The organism is Undibacterium parvum (assembly GCF_003955735.1).
Lineage (GTDB): Bacteria > Pseudomonadota > Gammaproteobacteria > Burkholderiales > Burkholderiaceae_D > Undibacterium > Undibacterium parvum.
This window is the reverse complement of the sequence record NZ_CP034464.1, coordinates 2492546-2513478: the sequence shown is the minus strand read 5'-3', so window position 1 is coordinate 2513478 and position 20933 is coordinate 2492546. Positions and strand designations below refer to the sequence as shown.

The window sequence follows — 20933 nt, the reverse complement described above, 5'->3', positions numbered from 1 at the left end:
CTTTTTTTATTCGTAACTAGAAAAACCTATTTCATCCAAATTTTTTGATACTGCCCGCGGAAATCATTGGCCGGATCAAATACATTTTTTGGCCCGCCATCATAGGCGATATTTTGATTCGTCACTAAATGGACTGGCGTCACATAACCACTAGGCTGGGTGCCGGAGAGCGCCCGGTTCATTTCATCGACCAATTGCCAGCCGTGCATAAACAGCGGCTCTGGTACTGTACCGATTTGCAGGGAGTTGCTACGTATCCGTTTATAGGCAGTATTTGAACCATCGCCAGCAGATAGACCTTGCACCTTATTCGTCGTGATCAGGGCTGCGATTTCTGGTTTTTCCATCAAATCAAAATAGATGTCATTGATGCCGATCGCATGCGTCCACTTGGCGCCATGGCGTTTCGCTAAAGACTCAACGACTTGATGCATTTTCTTGTAGGCTTCTGCAACAGGTACGTCTTCTACACTCAACAAACGGCAACTCTCGCATTGTTTAATGACTTCGACGATCGCATTTGATTTGGCGGTTGAATAAGGATTGGAGGAATCGGTAAACACCACAATGCCGGCCTTGCTATTGGACTCGATCACACCGTACAGTGCCGCGATTTGTGCCGCTTCTTTTGGATTACTCGTGATATTCGTGAATAGGCCATCGACTGCACCTGGCTTAATACTGGCATGCCAGCCTATGACAGGTACTTTCGCGGCTGCAGCAGCAGCTAAACCCTTAGCTTGGCTAACCGCATCAACGCCTGCCAGAATAATGCCATTAGGCTTCATCTCCAAAGCCTGGCTGACTATCGCCGCACCCTGATTGCATCGGCCACGACAATCGATAAATAAGACTTCCCATCCAGCACCAGCAGTTGCCTCCTTGATGCCGTTAAAAATTCCGTAAATGCCTGCATCGCTCATGTCGGAGGCGATATACACCAATTTCTTATTTTTCTGTAATTTGGGACCCTCGACTGGACCTTCCCAGCGCGTCTTGACTGCTGCTGCCTTGGCCACTTTGGCATTGGCACGACTGAGGAATTGCATAGAATTCTCTTGAGCAATCGCGCTACCGACTAAACTAGACAAAAATACCAACACTGATATGCACTTACCTGTAATAGCAGTCATGATTCCGGTTCTTCAGAGTGAAAATTTAGCGTATTGCACAAAAATGCTGCAGATACCCCCTAAGAATATGTAACTTTTTTTACATATTCGAAATGATTATCACCGAAAATTGCCATATGAAAATTAAAGTTTCACACTCCACCTCTAATCAAAGAATATAATTCGATATACAGAGCAAGCAATCGAGTAAAAAATAGTTTATTTAATAAAAAACCATGGAATATTCTGTTTTAAGTGGCAAACTTGCGACAGGACCGTATTTTATTTGACTATTGCCAACTCAGCTCACCACTACCGTGCTGTTCTATGCTGCGCTTAGCAGGCTTGCCGTAAATAGTGGTATTTCCGCTGCCCATCGCTTTTACTTTAATCTCTTGTTCGGCGAACACCTGGACATTCGATGAGCCGTAAGAAAAAATACCCACTTGCTGCGCCTTTAGCCCCTTAGCATCCAGATCACCAGAACCGGATAATTTAGCGTTGAAGGTTTTAACCTGCCCTTGTATGCGCGCATCGCCTGAGCCTTGCTGATTAAGATCCAGAGTATTTCCCTTATTCAGCACTAAGATCAAATCACCACTGCCGCTAGAACGCGCCCATAGTTGCTGGTATTCGCCATCAAAACTCAGATTTCCAGAAGCATTGCTAGAGAGTTCCAGGCGAGTGCCGCGAAACCCCTTGACCATGGCGTCACCGCTGCCCTGCATCTGCAGTTTTTCCAAAGCTGGCAAGCTCAGCTCTAGCAGCAAGGGTTGGCGAATCGAGATCACGATACCGCGGGTGCCCAAATACAGGGTATTTCCTTCGACTTTAGAGGTGACATGCGCCAGCATAGCGGCATCGCCCTTGACCGTCATTTGTGGCGTTGCAGCCTGATTGAGCTGCAGATTGATGGCTCCGCTAACGATCACATTCACCACTTCTGCCGTGATGGGGCGGCTTTCGCTACTCACCACGACATTGGTATTGGGCGCTGCCGCATGAGCGCGCATGAACAGTGCACTTGCGGCGATCAATATAATCGCCAAAACCAGCATGGCCAGACCGCAACGAATGATGTTTTTCATATCTGTCTCCTAAAAATGAGGGAAGGTCCTTGTCACTAAGCCGTTTTCGGCAACTGTAATAAGGAGAGATTCCAGCGTAGATAATTTTTGAACCCTATCAGGCTGATCCTGGTCATGAGTAAGCACAGCATCCATAAACTGATGCCCGCCAACAGCCAAGCTATGCCATGCAGTAATTGCGCCTGATTGAGGTGGTTACCAACGCTGACATGCAGCACTGAATTTTCCTGATTTTCTTGCTCATTTTTGCTCGTGTCTTCCGTGAAATTGGCTGCATCAGGTTCAAGATTGAGCTCATCAACAATAATTCCTGCCGATGAGATATCCACTTTGACGCTGTTTCTGCGGTGAATATCGAGCTCAGCCAACTCTTCAAATTGAGCTATATTCCGGGGTGTGGCAAGCTCAAAATTAATTTGCGGCGTGCCGGCTAGACTAGCCGCCGTAATGACAATCCCAGCCACATACATGGCGAATGCGCTTAGATAAGCAGAAAACAAGATCACGCTATACAAGATGGCCGGTATCAACATCAAAAAATTGAACAGCAGTACGCCCATCAATGCCACCAAAAGACCGGCAAGATTAGTCGGGTGGATATTCTCTTTAAGACCTTGATAGCGCAGTGCCGCGCGTTTTTGCGCTGCCACCAGATGTGCTGGCGGCAAACTCGCTGCGATCTCATGCTCATCACGCCCAGCTACCATGGCATCGACGAATTTAGCTTCATATGACCACAGCGTATCTTCGATCACCGCGGCCGGCAGACCGTTCAACTCTTGTTTGAGCGTATTCATATATTCAGTTTTAGTCATCTTGTTCCCCGATTGCCTCGCTGCGATGCCCTATGTATCGCATGCAGACACTGTAATTTTTTACTCAGCAGGAAACCAGCGCCACGAGACAATACGTAATTTAATGGGGATGGATGGCAAAAACGAGGGATGAACGAGCGCCTGGCGCTGCAGGCTAAATCCTTAATTGGTCAACGCTGAGTTGATGCTGGGTGCTGCCTGCGGTGCCATCAGCGGCAAGACTATATGGATGCGGGTTCCGTGCTCTAATTCGCTCGATATATCGATACTGCCACCGAGCACCTCAGTGACCAGGTTATACACAATATTCATCCCCAAGCCAGATCCGCCCTGACCCAGTTTGGTGGTGAAGAAGGGATCGAAGACTTTTTTCAGATTGGCTTCTGAGATTCCCACGCCATTGTCTGCAAAATCGAGAGTGACCATGTCGCCTAAAGTGCGCGCCGCAGTCAGACGCATGCTGCCATGGCTAAGTCCCTCAAAGCCATGGGTGATGGCATTGGCGATCAAGTTTGTCATTACCTGGCCCAGCGCCCCCGGAAAACTATCCATCATAATCCCTGGCTCCAGAGTAGTTTCCATCTGAAACGGGGTTTTTTGATACAGCGGTGCGTTGGCTAAAATGACCTCGCTCAGCATCAGCTGTAAATCGAAGGTACGCCGCATGTCGCTAGACTGATCTACCGCCACATGCTTGAAACTAAGGATTAACTCAGCGGCACGGCTCAGGGAGCGCAATAAAATATCGGTGCCAAACGCCATTTGCTCAAGAAAATGATCGAAAGAGCCGCGTCTTAATTTTCCATTCGAAACCTCACCTTGTAATCTTTGCGTCTCATATTGCATGGTACTAGCGAGCGTCACACTATTACCTATCGGGGTATTGAGTTCGTGCGCAATACCCGCCACCAGTGAACCTAGAGAAGCCAGTTTTTCCGAGCGGATTAACTCCGACTGCATTTTTTTGAGTGATGCCAAAGCATCTTCCAACTCGGTATTCGACTGCGCCAGACTGAGCGTGCGCGCAGCCACTCTTTGCTCCAGTTGTGCATTGAGCTCTTGCATTTGCTGCTCAATTTCACGTTGATGGCTGATATCTTGTATCGACATAATAAACATCTGCTCGGCCCCATGACCAGCGTCGTAGATGCGTGCCGACAACAAGCAAACCATTCTAAGGCCATCAATGCGCCTTAACTCTGCCTCAAACAGATCGACCGATCCGTGCAGACTAAGCTGAGTACGAAACAATTTTCTTTGCTCTGCATCCACCCATAAAGCCGCATCAATTTGCATTGAAGAAGTGCTCCCTGAATGCCGCGGATAGCCAAATAAATCAAGGCAGGCATCATTGCGTGCGTCGATACGTCGGTGCTGCAGACTGACGAGTGACAAGGCCACCGGGGAGCGTTGAAAAACTTCAGAAAACTTCAGTTGCGTATTGCGTAATGAGGCTTCGGAAATGCGCAATTTGCGTATCTGACTGCGTAAGATCCAACTCATCAGACAAAATAACAGCAGTACCGAAGCGGTAAACAAGGCGCGCCGCTCTAGACGTAAATGGTAGTAGACCAAGATACTGTCAAAATCCCTGCCATACAGCATGGTCAAAGGGAAACCCTGCACTTTGTGGTAAGTGTAGAGGCGGGAAAACTCATCGTCCAACAAGGAGTCATCCTCAAAATCACCTTCTTCCGGCATCTGCCCCAAGCGCTGCATCACTGGATAAGCAGAAATATCTCTATCGACGTAGCGCGCTTCAAACGGTGAGCGCACGATCACATAGCCCTCATCGGCGATCAGCGAGAGCATGGCATTGCTTTGTTTGGCGACCTTGGCGTATACGTTGGCAAAATACGCGAGCCGGATATCGGTACTGATGATGCCTATCTGGGTATGCTCAGCATCATACATATTGCGCGCCAGGGGCAGCACTAACTGGCTATCGTAACTGCTTTGATACGGCCGCCCTAACACGGCCTGGGTATGCTCGGGATGACTGAGAAGAAACTGCACATGCTTGCGCTCTTTAACCAGCACTTGATGGGTGGGATAATCGACCGAGGAGATATAGCTACTCCCAGACAAATCGATGTATTGCAGCGCCTTGATGAAACGACTGTCTTGCTGTGTATAAGCTTGCAAGACCTGGCGTATGCCGGCGTCGTCCAAGGCCTTGCTAGACATGGCATTGGCCACAGTATCGAGCATCTGCACACCGTCTTGCATGGTTTGAGCCGCGTGCTCTTCGAGAATACGGGCTGCCACCAAACCATTGGCGCGCTCAGAGGCCAGGGTCTGCTGTTTGTCTTGGGAGACATTCCACCAGAACTGCGCCAGGATGACGATAACGATCAGGCAAAAAAAGCCCAAGAGTATATGGCCGGCATCCAAGCGACGGACGGTGCGGCTGTCAGGCATGCGATAAGCTCCCTTCGGTACACTTAGCTAAACATTTCGTAAAAATCACACAAAGCCCGCCTAGCGAGGGCCAGCCTAAGCAATTGCGTGCCCGTCTTATGTCTCTGCTCTAGGGATGGTAAGCATCTCTAAAGAACGATTTAAATATATACCCCCACCCAGTACTTTTACACTGCGCAATAGATATGTGGGCAAACGGCTGTAAATATTAAAAATAAAGTGGAGTATAGGTAAAAATCGCCGCAATCGTCACAGCCGCCAAATCCGAATGTACGGAAGCTCTGGGCCACTTCATCACTTGACCCGCCCTTCTCGCCATGCCTGCAGTAGCTTCTCATAAGCAATGGTCTCACCTTTAGGTTTTTCATTGGCGATTTTCTTCCAGGGCGCACCTTTATCCGATAAATACTTGGCCGGGTTAGCCAGCGGATTGAGTTTAGGCGCGCATAGGCGCATGCCTGAGGCTTGCAGATCGAGCATAATTTGATCCATTTGTAATGCCAAATTATCCATCGCCGCTTGGGGTGTTTTTTCTCCAGCCAATGCCAGCGCGACATTTTTCCACCACAGCGCCGCCATGCGCGGGTAATGCGGTACATTGGTACCGGTCGGTGTCCACGCCACCCTTGCCGGGCTACGGTAAAACTCGATCAAGCCGCCGAATTCATCCGCATGTTCGGTGAAATAAGGGTGACGAATATCCGAGTTACGGATGAAGGTCAGGCCGACGATGGATTTTTTGAGTGACACGGTTTTTGAAGTGAGGAATTGCCCGTACAACCAGGCCGCCGCCATTTGTGTCGGTGGGGTACTCTTTAGATAAGTCCACGCGCCCACGTCTTGATAGCCGTTTTGCATACCCTCTTTCCAGTAAGGCCCATGCGGTGACGGTGCCATACGCCATTTGGGCTTGCCATTGCTGTCCACTGCCGCCAGACCAGCTTTGGTTGCGCTGGCCGTAAAGGCGCTATACCAAAAAATTTGCTGCGCAATCTGACCTTGCGCCGGCACCGGGCCTGCCTCACTAAAGTTCATTTGTAAGGCACTCGGAGGTGCGTATAACTTCATCCAGTCTAAATATTTACTCAGTGCGAACACCGCGGCCGGAGAATTGGTAGCCCCGCCGCGCGCCACCGAAGCACCGACCGGTGTGCATTTATCGGCGGCAATACGGATGCCCCATTCATCGACCGGCAAGCCATTCGGTATCCCCTTGTCGGCCGCGCCCGCCATCGACAACCAGGCATCGGTAAAACGCCAGCCTAAAGAGGGGTCTTTTTTGCCGTAATCCATGTGTCCATAGACTTTTTTTCCATCGATCTGTTTGACATCATTGGTAAAAAAATCGGCAATATCTTCGTAGGCAGACCAGTTTTGCGGCACTCCCAGCGGGTAGCCATATTTGGCCAAAAAACGCGCCTTAAAATCGGCACGCTCAAACCAATCGGCGCGGAACCAATATAAATTGGCGAATTGCTGATCGGGTAATTGATACAATTTCCCATCAGGTGCGGTGGTAAAACTGAGACCGATAAAATCCTTCAAATCTAGGCCGGGATTGGTAAACTCTTTGCCTACACCTTGCATGTAGTCGCTCAAAATCACCGTTTGTCCGTAGCGATAATGGGTACCGATCAAATCGGAATCACTGATCCAGCCATCATAGGGCGATTTACCGGTTTGCAGTGCGTTCTGCAATTGCTCGACCAGATCACCTTCCTGTATCAGATCATGCTTGACTTTAATCCCGGTAATTTCTTCGAAGGCCAGTGCCAGCACACGGGATTCGTAGTCATGCGTATCGAGAGTCTCGGATACCACATGTATCTGTTTAACTCCCTGCTTGCGTAATTTATCTGCGGCGCTGATAAACCACTTCAGTTCTTCGATCTGCTGTTTTTTATTCAGCGATGAAGCTTGGAATTCGGTATTCACCCAACGCTCAGCCGCAGGCATATCAGCCCACGCCGCATTGGTGCATAGGGTAAAAATTAAGCTCAAACCTAAGTTCAAACCTAAGCTCAGATTCAAGCAGACGCATACAGTGCTGCGTCGCGTGAGCCGAGCGAGAAAAAAACTCGCGTTCAGTCTTATTTTCATTTTATTGTGATCTAAAAATTCTAGCAAGCTTGGCAAAACTTGCGGCCCGCTTCGACCTGGATTTTTCAGGCTTTTTCTATGCGGTTACGTCCATTTTGTTTGGCTCGATAAAGCGCACCATCTGCCCGCGTCATCATGCTTTTCAGATCGTCACTGGCTTGCACATGGGTAATCCCAAAACTCGCTGTGACATGTAAATTCGGTGCCAGCACATTCCAGTCGTAGCTTTGTATGGCTTTGCGTAGGCGTTCGCACACATCGATAGAACGGCTACCGCGCGCACGATCAAGTACCAAGGCAAATTCTTCGCCACCGATACGTGCAGCCATATCGCCAGAGCGCAGACAAGATCGAAACAACTTACCAAAATGGCGCAGCACTTCATCGCCTATCAGATGCGAAAATGTATCATTAACACGTTTAAAGTAATCAATATCGATCAGGGCGAAAGTAATAATACCAATATGCGTGACCGCCAATTTTTCCAGATGCTCATCCAGCGCGCGGCGATTGGGTAAGCCGGTCAGGCTATCCTCTCTGACTTGCACATTTAAGCTGCGGTTATAGTTTTCTAATTGATTGACTCGGGACTTATGACTTTCACTCTCCCTTTGCAGTTTTTCTAAATCGAGCTTGGCCGCAAAAATTTGCGCGCTAATTTGCGCGCGTTGATCACGCGACTTTAAAGTCACCAAGTGAAACTCTTTATGAACGCCTAAGGCAGCAGCGAAATCCCCGACCGCTTCGTGTGCGGTCGATAGTATCCTTAAGAGATCTGCCAGATGCGGGTAATTCCCCAGTTGCAGCGCCAATTCATAAGCCTTGCTAAGTCGGCTTATAGCTGGGATGGATAGCTTAAGCTGCAATTCCAGGGCGCCCAAACGTACCTGTATATCCAATTCTTCTTTAATAAAACCATGCCCCGCCAACTTGCTCATGCCTAGTTCTAGCTCTTCCAATGCCACCGCAAACATACCGCGCACTTCCATGGCATGCGCTAGCGTTTCTATGGCAAGTAACTGGAAGCGGAATAATTTGCACTCTTCAGCCAAGGCCAAGGCTTGACGACCATAGGAAACCGCCAGATCTAGACTTTGGATCTCGGGCTCCAGCCCATTATCTCTAGAAAATTCATAGAAAATCGTGAGCGCATCTGACCAATTATTGAGCGCACGTGCTAAACCAATTTGGTCGGCATTATTTCTACACAGCGTGGCGGCTTCGGCATAAATCGTTAGACTACGTTCAAATTGTTGGGTGGCGGCAAAGATCAGGCCCAAGGTCATCAGGACTTGGGCGAACATGCATTTATCATCCAGACTGCGCCCTAGTTCGATAGCCATTTCACAATATTGCAAGGCCGTGTGGGTGTCGCCAAAAGTAATGAAGCTGCGTGCTAAGCCATGCAGTACGTTTACCTTCAAATATAGGTCGCCAGATTCTTCGGCATAAGCTAATGCGGTTTCAAAATCGCGTATGCCAATAGGATCGTGTAGGGCGATCCTACAATTTCCCAATTTACAGTAAAGATCCCCCAAGACGGCCGCATCGTTTATCAGTTTTGCGCGCTTGATCAATGCTAGCAAACGCTCGCTAGCCTCCAAAGGTTGGCTATCGATTAAGGTATCCACTTGCGTGATTGAGTGAGTCCAGTCGATTTCGCTGCTCATAGTAGAAAGAGGTATTTAAGGATGCGGGCGGCCGCTGAAGTCAATTTATGAGTCCAATTGGCGCCCGGCATCATAGGTTCGCAACCAGGTTAGTTGCAAGACTCTGGCGTCGCTACTGGCTCTATGCCTGGCAATGCCCAATTCTTTCAAGACGTTTTCTTTGGTCACATGCCAATTGGATTTTTGTTGTTCGGTGATAATTTCGCGCAGATCCGCTAATTTAAAACGTGGCACCATATTGGCAGCGTCAAATAAGCGCGCCATCCAGACGTAATCCTGACCCCAGCCGTCGGTGTACACGGTGTAGCCCTTAAGTAAAAAATTGAGTTGCTCGGCCACGTAGACGGCAGATTTGCCACGTTCGACTAATATTTCGCGGGGAATATGATGGATTCTGGCGGCCTCATGATCCCAGTGATGCCAATCATCTTGCGGCCGTATCAATGCGCACCAGCCCTCACCGTGACGCCCTGAAAATCCGACTTCTATGGGATAACTACCTTTGCCAAAGCCTGAGGCTTCGAAATCAATAATGATAGGCACAGTCATCATCACAAACCTCAAGGCGTTGGATTAGGGGGAAGGCTCTCGAGTTTCCATTGTGCCTTATTTCCCCAACAATGCAAGTTGTAATCAGTTCGTTGTGGGGGTAAGGCCAAGCGATAGTCTGGAAAGCAAACAGAGCGTTGCAAATTCGTGAAAAACGCCTGGTGAGCGGATACAAAAAAGAAGGGCGCCAAATTTGGGCGCCCTATCCGAATACCTCTTCTTCATTTTCACGGAAACACAGGTATGTGAGGCTCCATTCCACCAAAATTAACTTCAGGGTGCCGTTGCAAGATCAATTCTTCGATCTCAGCAACGCGACGCAAGGGTAAATCAATAATTAATAAAACCTGACCGGCTTTGATCGCATCTCGAAATGGTGCCAGTCTGGAACTAGGAATTGCTGCAGCTGCCATACCCGACGCCCAAGATCCAAAAATCGCCCCGCATAAAGCAGCAACTAATAATGCGGCGACCCGTAACTCCATGCCTTCGGGCGGGAACATCATTAATAGGGCACCAGCGATCATTCCAGAAACTGCCCCGATGATAGAGCCGATTCCTATCCCATGAATAATATCGGTTTGCTGAAGAAAATTTGCCTCCGGCATATCGGCTGGCAGTGTTCCTTCTTTGGCACAAAAATGCATGTGTCGCTCTTCTACACGTGCCAGCAATAACTCATCCAACATCGCTCTGGCGTGGGGAATATCCGGCAGCATGAAATACAATCTCCGTCTCATGATGAACTCCATGGTTAATCACGTACCCGAGAGGCCGTGCAATTAACCATGGTGACCGGTACGAAGTCAGAAGATAGACTACGGATATCATTATTCTAGACTTGAAATAACGATAAAGTATGCAAAACCTAGTCTTTAAATTGTAGTGAATTTCCACAAAAAATCAATGTCAGCTAGCGCTAGTGAACAGTAAATTTTTAAAGAAAATACGCTAGCGTAAAACTAGTTCAGTAAGGCATCGGGGCTCACATACGCATAACCTAGCGCTTCCGCCACCGCTTGGTAGGTAAGCTTACCCTGGCAAACATTGAGACCATTTTTGAGGTGCGCATCTTCACGCATGGCAGCTTGCCAACCTTTATCGGCAAGCGCCACCGCATGTCCTATGGTGGCATTATTGAGCGCAAAGGTCGAAGTACGCGCGACTGCTCCAGGCATATTGGCGACGCAGTAATGCACTACGCCATCGAGGATAAAAGTGGGTTCAGCGTGAGTTGTGGCATGGGAGGTTGCAAAACATCCACCTTGGTCAATCGCAACATCAACCACCACGGCTCCCTTTTTCATTCTTGAAATTAAATCCCGGCTCACCAATTTTGGCGCTGCAGCACCAGGTACCAAAACACCGCCTATCACCAAATCAGCCGACAATACCGATTCCTCTATCGATTGTACGTTTGAGTACAAGGTGCTGATACGATTGCCATAAATGAGATCAAGTTGCCGCAACCTATCGACACTTTTATCGAGTATGGTTACTCTTGCTCCAGCACCGATCGCCATTTGCATGGCATTACTTCCCACCACCCCGGCACCGATAATCACCACGTGACCTGGAGCAACCCCTGGCACGCCGCCCAATAGCAAGCCCATACCACCTTTGGATTTTTCTAAATGCGCAGCGCCAGCCTGAATAGCCATGCGTCCCGCGACTTCACTCATAGGTGCCAACAGGGGCAAGCCACCGTTACTGCCAGTAATAGTTTCGTAAGCGATACAAACTGCTCCCGATTTGACTAAAGCAGCGGTTTGTTCAGGATCCGGTGCCAGATGTAAGTAAGTGTAGAGAATTTGCCCGTCCCTAAGCATGGCGCACTCAGCCGGTTGCGGCTCTTTGACTTTTACGATCATTTCTGAGCGGGCAAAAATTTCTTGCGCAGTGTCGAGCAAAATTGCACCAGCTGCCACATATTGAGCATCAGATAAACCGATTTCGGCACCAGCATTTTTCTGCACCAATACCTGATGTCCGCGTGTGCTCAATTCGCGCACACTAGAAGGGGTTAATCCAACACGATATTCATGGTTTTTCACTTCCTTTGGCAGGCCAACTATCATTTCAATCTCCTTTTTTGCCAAGAAAAATGCACTCGGCTTATTGTTCAATTCAAAATAAATGCAACTTTCACTACACCAAGGATGAAACCCATTTCAATTTGCCACGATTTCGTCCCAAAAATCTATGAAATTACTCTCAAAATTACAAACAAGAAAAGTTAAAATTATGCGCTCATGGGGTACATAATTCGACCAGACTGCCATCCGGGCAACGCAGGTAAGAGACTATTTGCCCCCAAGGTTTTTCGACTGGCGGCGCAAGTTCAACGGCCCCGGCATGTAAGGCCTGGGCATGCGCAAACCTTACATCATCGGTAACAAAAGCAACTTCCATCCCTAATGGTTTGCTCGTTTCATGGGCGGCAAGGTGGCCAGCAGGAAAATTCATTTCGCCCATGGCGTGTGCCGCAAACGCGAGGGTAGTCGCACCTGTTTCTAGCTCCCCATACATCCCCGATTCGTGCAGAAAGCGAGGAGAAAAACCAAAAGCATTCTCAAAAAATGCGAGTGAAGCGGCGACGTCCGGCACATAGATAATGGTGTAGGCAAATTTCATAAAAATTCTATTCCTTACTTTTGTATTTTTTCAATCAAAACAGTGGCCCTAACCTGATCCAGACTAATTGCCCCCTTGACCGTAGGTGATGGCTCCAGTGCTTGCAAACTAAATCGAAAGCCGTTAAAGCTAGCGCCACCTGGTAAATCTTTAGGTGCCGGGGTAGCAATCACTAATGTCACTGATGGCTCGCCAGTTTGCGTCAACAAAATCGTCACCGTTGCCTGCCCAGCCCACATGCATTGCACACCAGGTGGACAGCGTGAATCTTTAAAATCTAATAGACGTAAACTTAAGGACTCTTGAGCTAGTCGCAGAGTGCTCGCTGCCTGAAGTGTTAGTACATATGAGGACGCGACAGCATCTGGCAATGCGAGCGAGTTCTGTGCATGGGCGTCCCCGCCTCCGCCGGTATCCTGGGCGATCATTGCTGCACATAATAGAAATGACTGTATTCGGAACATAGAAAATTCCTCTTAAAAATATCTGCTTATCGCACGCATTTTACATGTAAAAAAATATACTAAATTAATATTTATCGAGCGAGCATTAAGGAAAAACATATATTTATTCTGGTAAAAATCGATGTCTCTACTATGCTAAGGTAAGACAAACATTGTGTTTGTGAAATAAAAAAGGGGGCACCATGTTCACACAACAAACTAGTTGGCAGGCTATTACTTTTTCTGTGTTGCTTTGTGTTTCTGTAGCAACTGCAGCAGAAGATCACGGTAGTGCGGCAGAGGCCAAGGCGATGGTACAAAAAACCATTGCTGCAATGAAAAAAAATGGCATTGAAAATACTATCACTGAAATCAATAAGCGCGATGGACAATACAAGGAGAAAGATCTATATACAGTGGTGTATAGCATCACGGGCCAGAATCTAGCGCATATCAACCCCAAGATGGTCGGCAAGGACATGATGGAATTGACCGACGTTGATGGAAAGCACTTTATCAAAGAACGCATAGAACTAGCGAAAAAAAGTGGCAACGCCTGGCAAGATTACAAGTTCCTCAATCCTGTCTCGAAACAGATAGAACAAAAGTCCATGTATATAGAAAAATATGAAAACGTGATCGTCGGCTGCGGCATCTATAAGTGATTTTTTGTCGGGAATCGTACGATACTGCTCCAGATAACATGTGCCAGCACGCGGTGAGAACCTGGCAAATCATTGATACTAGTTAGACGACAGTTGAAATACGCCAAGAACAGCGGGCGCAGGCCAAGCAACGAGCAATGTCTTTTTCTGTTCTGTGCACACGGGCAATTTTGTCATATTATGGTTGAATATTTTTTCTAGTATGGATAGACATTCACAGTTCCAAAGTATCTTTTTAATTAAGCACTAGATTCCAGATTTTATCCTGCTCAATTTCTGCTACTGTTATTATCAAAATGCATCATTTGTTGCTATTTTCTTGCCTTTAGCCACATCTGATTATGATCAATTTTTGTCGGAGAATCTGTATGAACTTACGTAATCTGCGTATAGGAACGCGCCTCGCGGTAGGCTTTGGCGTCATTCTCACGATGCTCATTGTGTTGCTAGCAGCAGATAGTTTTTTTAGCGCTAACAATCGCCGTCAGATGATTGCAGGACTCGAACTCTCAAATACTAAATCTGCGCTCGCGGCCAACATGAAAAGCAGTCTACTCGAAGGTGGCATTGCCTTGCGTAATATTGGCCTACAAAGCGACGTAGGTGAAATCGATAAGCTCAAACTGATCTCCAAAACTCATCGCGCCCGCTTTGTTGAAGCACGCGACAAACTAATCGCTAGCGGTGTCTCAGAACAAGAAAAAACTCTGATCGCGAGCATTAACCAACTTGACGCTGAAACTGAGGCCCCGAATAAAGAGGCCTATAAAATGATATTGGAATTTAATAGCGAGGAAGCCGTCAAAGTTATCGCCACAAAAATTGACCCATTGCAGCAAAAAGCCGTACTAGAAATTAATAAGCTAGTTGAACTACAAGCGAAATCAGCGCAGGATTTAGCCGCAGACACCGAGCTACGCGGCAAACATTTAACTATGATCTTGTTTTCAATTTGTGCGGTTATGTTGCTCATAGGAGCAGCGTTTTCAGTCTTCATGACACGCAGCATCACGACGCCTCTACGCGATGCGCTGGGGATCGCACAACGCGTGGCGGCAGGTGAGTTGGCATTTCACGAAGGCGCCAATGGCTCAGATGAAATCAGCGAATTAATCAATGCTCTAAAAGAGATGAACGATAACTTGCATCGCATCGTCAGTGAGGTCAGAGTTGGAACAGACGCGATCGCCACAGCTTCAGGCGAAATTTCTGCGGGCAACTCAGATTTATCCTCGCGCACCGAGACTCAGGCGGGTGCTCTGGAAGAAACCGCTAGTTCCATGGAAGAAATTACCGCCACTGTTAAACACAATGCCGACAATGCCAGACAAGCCAATACTTTGGTCATATCTGCCTCTGATTTTGCCGTGAAAGGAGGTCGCGAAGTTGGTCAGGTAGTACATACCATGAATTCAATCAAGGATAGTTCACGAAAAATTGTCGATATTATTTCGGTGATTGATGGGATTGCTTTTCAAACGAATATTCTGGCCTTGAATGCAGCGGTTGAGGCGGCTCGAGCTGGAGAACAAGGCCGCGGCTTTGCGGTGGTCGCCTCCGAGGTGCGTAATTTAGCTCAACGTAGCGCCAGCGCAGCGAAAGAAATCAAGACCTTGATCGGCGACTCGGTAGAAAAAGTCGATGCGGGCGCAAAAATGGTGGATGCTGCCGGTAAGACCATGGAAGATATTGTCAGTTCGGTCAAACATGTAGCCGACATCATGAGTGAAATCACTGCGGCTGGGCAAGAGCAAAGCGCCGGAATAGAAGAGGTTAATCGGGCGATCACCCAAATGGATGAAATGACCCAGCAAAATGCGGCATTGGTCGAGCAAGCCGCCGCCGCCGCCGAAAGCATGGAGGAGCAAGCCGCGGCTTTGGCTAGAACAGTTTCCGCCTTTAAACTTGAGCAGAACGCTGGCGTAGCCAGACTTGTGCGTCCAGCTAAATCCATCGCCGCTAGCGAAATGGCCAAAGATGATTCTTCACTGATTGCGCGAGCTGGTCGTTTAATGCATATAATGAAATCAGATAACTGAATATCGGGCTGGTGATGTTGTTGCAAAGGTTCAATTAGGTCTTTAAGCTAGAAAGAGGACGTCAACATGAATCGCGGTCAGGCACTCAAGCACATCATAGAACAAATCAGGCAGGGCGAACTCGTCTTCCCGACCAACGTCAACGCCTCAATTAAAATTCAAGAAGCTTTAGATGACCCTGATTGCGGCATAGAAACCGCAGCAAATTTGGTGATCACAGAACCCTTACTGGCGGCGAGATTGGTGGCGATCGCCAATTCTGTTGCATATTCCCGATTTGGTGGTGGTGTGACCAATGTGAAAACAGCAGTCACTATCCTGGGTTTTACGACCCTGCGTTCTATCGTTATTTCCGTGGTGATTCGACAGCTAAGTCTGGCCATCACAGACCCTCAACTACGTATCAAAGCCAATCAATTATGGGAACACTCGGCAAACGTAGCAGCATTGGCGCATGTCATTGCAAAAAAAATCAGCCATGTCGATTATGAAACCGCTATGTTTGCAGGCATCGTCCATGAAGTGGCAGGCTTCTATTTACTATCTCGAGCGCACGAGTTCCCCACGCTACTCGACACAGCGAATAACGGATCAGATAATACTGAGGAAATTGAAGAGTCATCTGAGGCGATCATAGGTCGAGCCGTACTTAAAAAATTGATGGTGCCAGCAGTCGTTATCAAAGCAGTAGAAAATTTATGGAATGGTTTGCTAGTACTACCAGCAGAGTCACTTGGCGATATCTTGATGGTCGCTAATGACCTTGCCAGCGTAGTTTCTCCTTTGGACACGAGAACACAAGCAGTGATAGACCAAAGCACATCTGAAATTGATTTTTTCGTTGGCGATACTACTTTAAATGAGATTACGGCGGAGTCAAACGAAGAGGTACGTTCACTCACCGCCGCATTGCTCATGTAACACGGACTGTATACGGCTAGGCTAATAGTGGGGAGGTCGCTCATCAAGCGTTACGCCCCTTTGATTGGCGGACACCGCTAATTCACGCATACGCGTTGCTAGAGCCAAACACAGGGCTTCGAGTTCCGAAATTTTTTCCTGCTGTCTATACACCAAGGTGTTAAGCGTATCCAATAAATCGTCTTGCCGCGTAATTTTAATTTCCAGGTCTATCAAACGTTCTTCTGTAGTCATATATTTATTTTCTGCCGATATCGGCCAAAACTAACATCTCTGTATTTGCATTATTGCCGGAATATTAGGCCAGGAATTTTAACTCAAGTAAGCGAATTCCCTAGATGCTCATTTCTTACTTCTAAACCGACGTAAAAACTGATCGACCCAACTTCCTATCAATACGGGAAAAGGTATGCGTTCATCGTTGAACCAAGCGGCTAAAAGTTTATTCTCTAACTGTAGTCGGTGGTGAACTTCGTCGACGTTCACAACATAGGGTGTGACCGGTCCATAGTAGTCAGTTTGTGGCCCAATCGGCAGGAACTCAAATCCGATTTTCCCTAGCGAGCGGGCAACCGAATTTTCCATCGCTGCATACCACCAACGTATTCCATGTTCTTTACTGTAACGATACATTTCTCTATACAAACCTAGCAAAAGCATAGGGCTATCACCATCGCGTTTACGTCCTCCGTGATGCGGTTTTATCGCCGATACTTTTCCTTTCTCACGAAATTCACGAGTTACACCTTGCATGGAATCACCTTGCCTACGTCGATGGCTTTTCTTTACGATCAATCGCGACACTTCACCTGTCATATCTCTGGGGGGCATAAGATAGGTATCAAACACTGCACAGTGATTTTCAAACGGATAGTTTTGCTCGGAGCTCGGTTGCACCAACCGAACAGTAGCAATGATAGTGTCATCTAAAGTGAAAGCTGCGAAATGCGTAGAGCAATCATCATACTCATCGCTTTCCTGTTCATTTTTAAAATCATCGATCGCAAGAAATTGACACTCCAGACAGTACACTTCATATCGAAGCCGGAATATATTCTCTAACAACACTGACGTCAGATTTCCGCGCAACTCCTTTTTAAACTTAAAATAAGGAGTAAGTAAATCTCGCTTTCCTAGCAACACGTTTATCCACATAAGACCACCTTACTAAAAGTGTGATTAGACCATTCCAGCTATGATTTTTGAATGGGGAATTGCGGGGTTACAATTTTTTACTAGTGAGAAAAAACGGAGGGGAAACGATATTTCGTAAAAACGGATGTGTGGTTTTTTGATAGAGGTTGATCACTTTTTGAACGTAATCTATAGTTTCTTGATAAGGCGGGACACCATGATATTTTTCAACCGTGCGCTCTCCCGAATTATAGGCGGCAGCAACCAGCGATACGTTACCGCGAAAAAAAGCTAACAACCACCGCAAATAGGCCAAACCGCCTTTAATATTTTGTTCTGGATTAAATGCGTCTTTAACACCGAAACGCTCAGCGGTATCGGGCATCAGTTGCATTAGACCTTGGGCATTTTTTGAGGAGACTGCGCGCTCATTAAAATGCGATTCAACAGAAATTATCGCCATTGCCAGAGCAGGATCTATCGCATAACGCGGAGCCAATCTACTGACCAATTCACTTACTTTACCTTGAGGGTATTCATATTTTGAAATTGCCTTGTGGTTGGTAGTTGGAACTATCTCTTCGAAAAAAAGACAGGAGGGGAGTGCATTGACGTCATTTCGCTCAATACCTCGAATCAACTCCATAGATTGGCGATGACCCTGCTCGGCAGCAAGTTGAAATAATTGCTGCGCTGCTTGATCGTTACGAGCGAGTCCGCGGGCATTTGCATACATCCACGCCAAAGCATATTGCGCTTCGGGCCAGCCTGCTTTCGCGGCCTGACAATACAAATCGAATGCCCTTTGATAGTCTCTGGAAACGCCTTCTGCATTTTCGTATCGGCGTGCTAATTCAGTTAACTCTTCAGATGAATTCTGTACATTAGACTCTTGGAACGCCCAAACTTCTAACAGAAAAAACTGTTGCGCGACAAAAAACCATATCCACGAATTGCGCTTTATGCAGTGAAAAAAAATATCCATTTTATATATCCCATTACATAAAACAGCTAATTCGCACCGACTCAATTACATTTTAAGTTCTAGTCCTGTGCTTGGTTTTTCTTCTTCTTTAACAGACGCTCGCTTAAAAACTTTACGCCCCAAATGATATGCCAATAATTGAAATGGCATACGTATCCAATGTGAGCGCACATACAATACAAATCTTGCTACCCAAATTTTCAAGGTGAAAGTGCTTTGGTGTACTGGCTCTAAGGCTCGTTGGTAGCAATTATCCATTAACAAAAGCGTCAGAAAAGCTGGCGAGCCTATTTTAGCGGCAGCTTGAACCTCTGATGGGATAGGTGTTTCCAATATCATCTCAGAATATCGCAGCGCATAAAATAATGGTCGCGTCAAACCCAACTCTATCGCCCTCGGTACTAATTGCGGCCAAAAGCAAGGATCACCAGAAAATTGTCGGAATAGACTGTCCAAATCGAATAAATCTCTCAGGCCTTTTTCAAAATCACCTTCATGAAATAAATGCGTAGCACTGTGCAGCAACATGTCAGTGGCTTGAAAAACATATAAATTTGTCTGTCCTGGCAATATCGTTTTTGATTCAAAGAGCGCATCGGTCTTGATCTTTACACGCGCTGTTTCAGGCAAAATGGTGTGATGAACATCGATAGTCGTGCCACGTATGATATGACGCATTGGGGGTAATTCATGCATCCACTGACGATAATAACGTTGATCATACTCATCGTGATGCCCTCCTTGCCATCCGTGTATCATCAACTCGCTTTCTACATGACCTAATTTACTTTTAGGAACCAAAATATCGACATCTGAAAAAGTACGACCACATGCGACATTTAGCCCAGCCATGACATAAGCAGCGCCCTTTAATAATATGATTTTAGTTTCTGTTTCAATTAATGCAAGTCGAATACACTCAACTTCCCAACGCAGGGCTATTTCCTGTCGATTCGCCATCTGCAATGCCGAGGATAAATGAAAACGCACAGCTTCAGGAACGCGCTCGAGCAAGCCATCTTGCTCCAGTCTATGCGCTAAACGGCCCAAAAGATTTGCACTTCTACCTTGACGTATTAACAGATCCCAATCGAGCATAGTTAAGTCGTGCAACATCTGAGGATGCAATAAGACAGACGTAATCAAATTTCGCTGGCGCTCCATTTTCTATCTCTCAAGCAAATCTGAAAACAAGCGGTTCGCATCGTCCAAATTGCTATAGGAAAATCGATAGCATTGCGACCGTTCCACTAAATCGCCAATTGCATCAAAACCTCGTCGCCCCTGAATATCGTAATTGAACGATTGCTCAGCTATCAACATAAAGGTATGTGCACGACTACAGGATGTTAACTCGGCATCTGCACCATCTAAATACTTGGGCAGAATGATCCACCCTGGCATAACTGCTTCTGCTGCACGAGTAACACTATTGGCGGGCGGGCGGACTAGAGCAACGGTCCCTTTGGTGGTATCTGACATGGACGTCGTGAGTACGGCATCTGGTGCGTACTGCTGAATGATCTCGATAGAGCGATTTTTTAAATTAATTGGCCGCGCCATACCGTAAATTTTACCTGAGCTCATATCGTAGAGCGCTAGCTCATCAGAAAGCAAACGCCAACCGCGCATTACTAGACCGGCGCATAAGGTGCTTTTTCCTGATCCTGGTGGCGCGGGCAAGACTATGGCCTTCCCGGCTTTCTCAATCACTGCCGCATGAATGATAAGAAATTGATGACTATGCGCCGCAATACACCAGTTAAGTCCCCACTCCAACATTGCAGGTGCTTGCTCAACCGGTAACGCTGTGAAAGATGGGCGTCCGTCAAAAAAGAATCGAGCTTGGGGTTTTACCCAGCGTCGAAATCCAGCTTCAAATTTTATTTCGACGTGAAAATCAGCAAATGCATCCTTCGAAACCAGCTCAAAGTCAGCATACATTAGGGCGATATTTTCAATAAGTGCTGGCACATTTGTTTTAATGCGGGTGACAAATGGACCCAAGGGCAACAACAGTTCGCCGCGTTTTAATAAAACTGCGAGCTCTGGATGAGTAAGAGTAGATACTTTCAAGCGGGGATCTCGACAATAAGCCCGACATCATGCATATCTCGCAAAACTGTAGGGATGAGATCAAAGATTGATACGTGATCCTCCGGTGCATACAAGGAGGTAAGTTGTAAGTTTATGGATGCAATGTTGTGCGGCTCGTCTCTCAATAAAGACAAGATTGCGAGACCAAGCGGCTCGATCAAATGAGTATCGCCTGATCTAGCATCATACACAACAGCGGTCTCATCGTCCTCCCATACTCGAATACAAAGCTGAGCTGGAGAAGCGAGTGACCACAAAGG

20 protein-coding genes are annotated in these 20933 nt (G+C 47.1%); 3 read left to right on the top strand and 17 right to left on the bottom strand.

The window, feature by feature from the left end:
* Positions 1 to 26: 26 nt before the first annotated feature.
* From EJN92_RS10960 to EJN92_RS10910, 11 genes are all read right to left on the bottom strand, one after another.
* A complete protein-coding gene (locus tag EJN92_RS10960) occupies positions 27 to 1133 on the bottom strand; it encodes a substrate-binding domain-containing protein (protein ID WP_126127860.1) in 1107 nt (368 codons plus the stop codon).
* 269 nt (positions 1134 to 1402) lie between these two features.
* Positions 1403 to 2200 carry a GIN domain-containing protein gene (locus tag EJN92_RS10955; protein ID WP_126127859.1) on the bottom strand — a complete coding sequence of 266 codons (798 nt, stop codon included), beginning with the start codon at positions 2198 to 2200 and terminating at the stop codon, positions 1403 to 1405.
* A 35-nt stretch (positions 2201 to 2235) separates the two neighbouring features.
* On the bottom strand, positions 2236 to 3015 hold the full coding sequence (locus EJN92_RS10950; RefSeq protein WP_126127858.1) for a DUF1700 domain-containing protein: 780 nt from the start codon (positions 3013 to 3015) through the stop codon (positions 2236 to 2238).
* 162 nt (positions 3016 to 3177) lie between these two features.
* Positions 3178 to 5436, bottom strand: a complete 2259-nt coding sequence (locus EJN92_RS10945; protein ID WP_126127857.1) for an ATP-binding protein — start codon at positions 5434 to 5436, stop codon at positions 3178 to 3180.
* A 294-nt stretch (positions 5437 to 5730) separates the two neighbouring features.
* The gene (locus EJN92_RS10940) at positions 5731 to 7392 is read right to left on the bottom strand and encodes an ABC transporter substrate-binding protein (protein WP_227869826.1); all 1662 of its coding nucleotides are present in this window, start codon (positions 7390 to 7392) and stop codon (positions 5731 to 5733) included.
* 209 nt (positions 7393 to 7601) lie between these two features.
* Positions 7602 to 9206: a GGDEF domain-containing protein gene (locus EJN92_RS10935; protein WP_126127855.1), complete on the bottom strand. Its 1605-nt coding sequence runs from the start codon at positions 9204 to 9206 to the stop codon at positions 7602 to 7604.
* A 45-nt stretch (positions 9207 to 9251) separates the two neighbouring features.
* The gene (locus EJN92_RS10930) at positions 9252 to 9758 is read right to left on the bottom strand and encodes a 3'-5' exonuclease (RefSeq protein ID WP_227869512.1); all 507 of its coding nucleotides are present in this window, start codon (positions 9756 to 9758) and stop codon (positions 9252 to 9254) included.
* A gap of 224 nt (positions 9759 to 9982) precedes the next feature.
* Positions 9983 to 10495 carry a DUF1269 domain-containing protein gene (locus tag EJN92_RS10925; protein WP_227869511.1) on the bottom strand — a complete coding sequence of 171 codons (513 nt, stop codon included), beginning with the start codon at positions 10493 to 10495 and terminating at the stop codon, positions 9983 to 9985.
* Positions 10496 to 10717: 222 nt separating this feature from the next.
* On the bottom strand, positions 10718 to 11833 hold the full coding sequence (ald, locus tag EJN92_RS10920; protein ID WP_126127854.1) for an alanine dehydrogenase: 1116 nt from the start codon (positions 11831 to 11833) through the stop codon (positions 10718 to 10720).
* A gap of 172 nt (positions 11834 to 12005) precedes the next feature.
* Complete coding sequence (locus tag EJN92_RS10915) at positions 12006 to 12389, bottom strand: VOC family protein (RefSeq protein WP_126127853.1); 384 nt, start codon at positions 12387 to 12389, stop codon at positions 12006 to 12008.
* A 14-nt stretch (positions 12390 to 12403) separates the two neighbouring features.
* A complete protein-coding gene (locus tag EJN92_RS10910; protein ID WP_126127852.1) occupies positions 12404 to 12853 on the bottom strand; it encodes a hypothetical protein in 450 nt (149 codons plus the stop codon).
* A 182-nt stretch (positions 12854 to 13035) separates the two neighbouring features.
* Between EJN92_RS10910 and EJN92_RS10905 the strand changes: the two genes are divergently transcribed.
* From EJN92_RS10905 to EJN92_RS10895, 3 genes are all read left to right on the top strand, one after another.
* Positions 13036 to 13497 (top strand): cache domain-containing protein, encoded by a 462-nt coding sequence (locus tag EJN92_RS10905; protein ID WP_126127851.1) that lies wholly within the window; start codon positions 13036 to 13038, stop codon positions 13495 to 13497.
* Between the two features lie 368 nt (positions 13498 to 13865).
* On the top strand, positions 13866 to 15536 hold the full coding sequence (locus EJN92_RS22085) for a methyl-accepting chemotaxis protein (RefSeq protein WP_126127850.1): 1671 nt from the start codon (positions 13866 to 13868) through the stop codon (positions 15534 to 15536).
* A 66-nt stretch (positions 15537 to 15602) separates the two neighbouring features.
* Positions 15603 to 16457: an HDOD domain-containing protein gene (locus EJN92_RS10895; RefSeq protein ID WP_126127849.1), complete on the top strand. Its 855-nt coding sequence runs from the start codon at positions 15603 to 15605 to the stop codon at positions 16455 to 16457.
* A 21-nt stretch (positions 16458 to 16478) separates the two neighbouring features.
* Here the strand turns inward: EJN92_RS10895 and EJN92_RS10890 are convergent, their stop codons facing one another.
* The 6 genes from EJN92_RS10890 to EJN92_RS22130 form a co-directional block, all read right to left on the bottom strand.
* Positions 16479 to 16691, bottom strand: a complete 213-nt coding sequence (locus EJN92_RS10890; protein WP_126127848.1) for a SlyX family protein — start codon at positions 16689 to 16691, stop codon at positions 16479 to 16481.
* A 108-nt stretch (positions 16692 to 16799) separates the two neighbouring features.
* Positions 16800 to 17612, bottom strand: a complete 813-nt coding sequence (locus EJN92_RS10885) for a PEP-CTERM/exosortase system-associated acyltransferase (protein WP_126127847.1) — start codon at positions 17610 to 17612, stop codon at positions 16800 to 16802.
* Between the two features lie 67 nt (positions 17613 to 17679).
* On the bottom strand, positions 17680 to 18576 hold the full coding sequence (locus tag EJN92_RS10880; protein WP_126127846.1) for a lytic transglycosylase domain-containing protein: 897 nt from the start codon (positions 18574 to 18576) through the stop codon (positions 17680 to 17682).
* Between the two features lie 45 nt (positions 18577 to 18621).
* Entirely contained in the window at positions 18622 to 19740 is a 1119-nt protein-coding gene (locus EJN92_RS10875) for a nucleotidyltransferase domain-containing protein (RefSeq protein WP_126127845.1), read from the bottom strand.
* 3 nt (positions 19741 to 19743) lie between these two features.
* Positions 19744 to 20652 carry an HprK-related kinase A gene (locus tag EJN92_RS10870; RefSeq protein ID WP_126127844.1) on the bottom strand — a complete coding sequence of 303 codons (909 nt, stop codon included), beginning with the start codon at positions 20650 to 20652 and terminating at the stop codon, positions 19744 to 19746.
* A complete protein-coding gene (locus EJN92_RS22130) occupies positions 20649 to 20930 on the bottom strand; it encodes an HPr-rel-A system PqqD family peptide chaperone (protein ID WP_170174894.1) in 282 nt (93 codons plus the stop codon). Before EJN92_RS22130 ends, EJN92_RS10870 begins: the two co-directional genes overlap by 4 nt.
* Positions 20931 to 20933 lie beyond the last annotated feature (3 nt).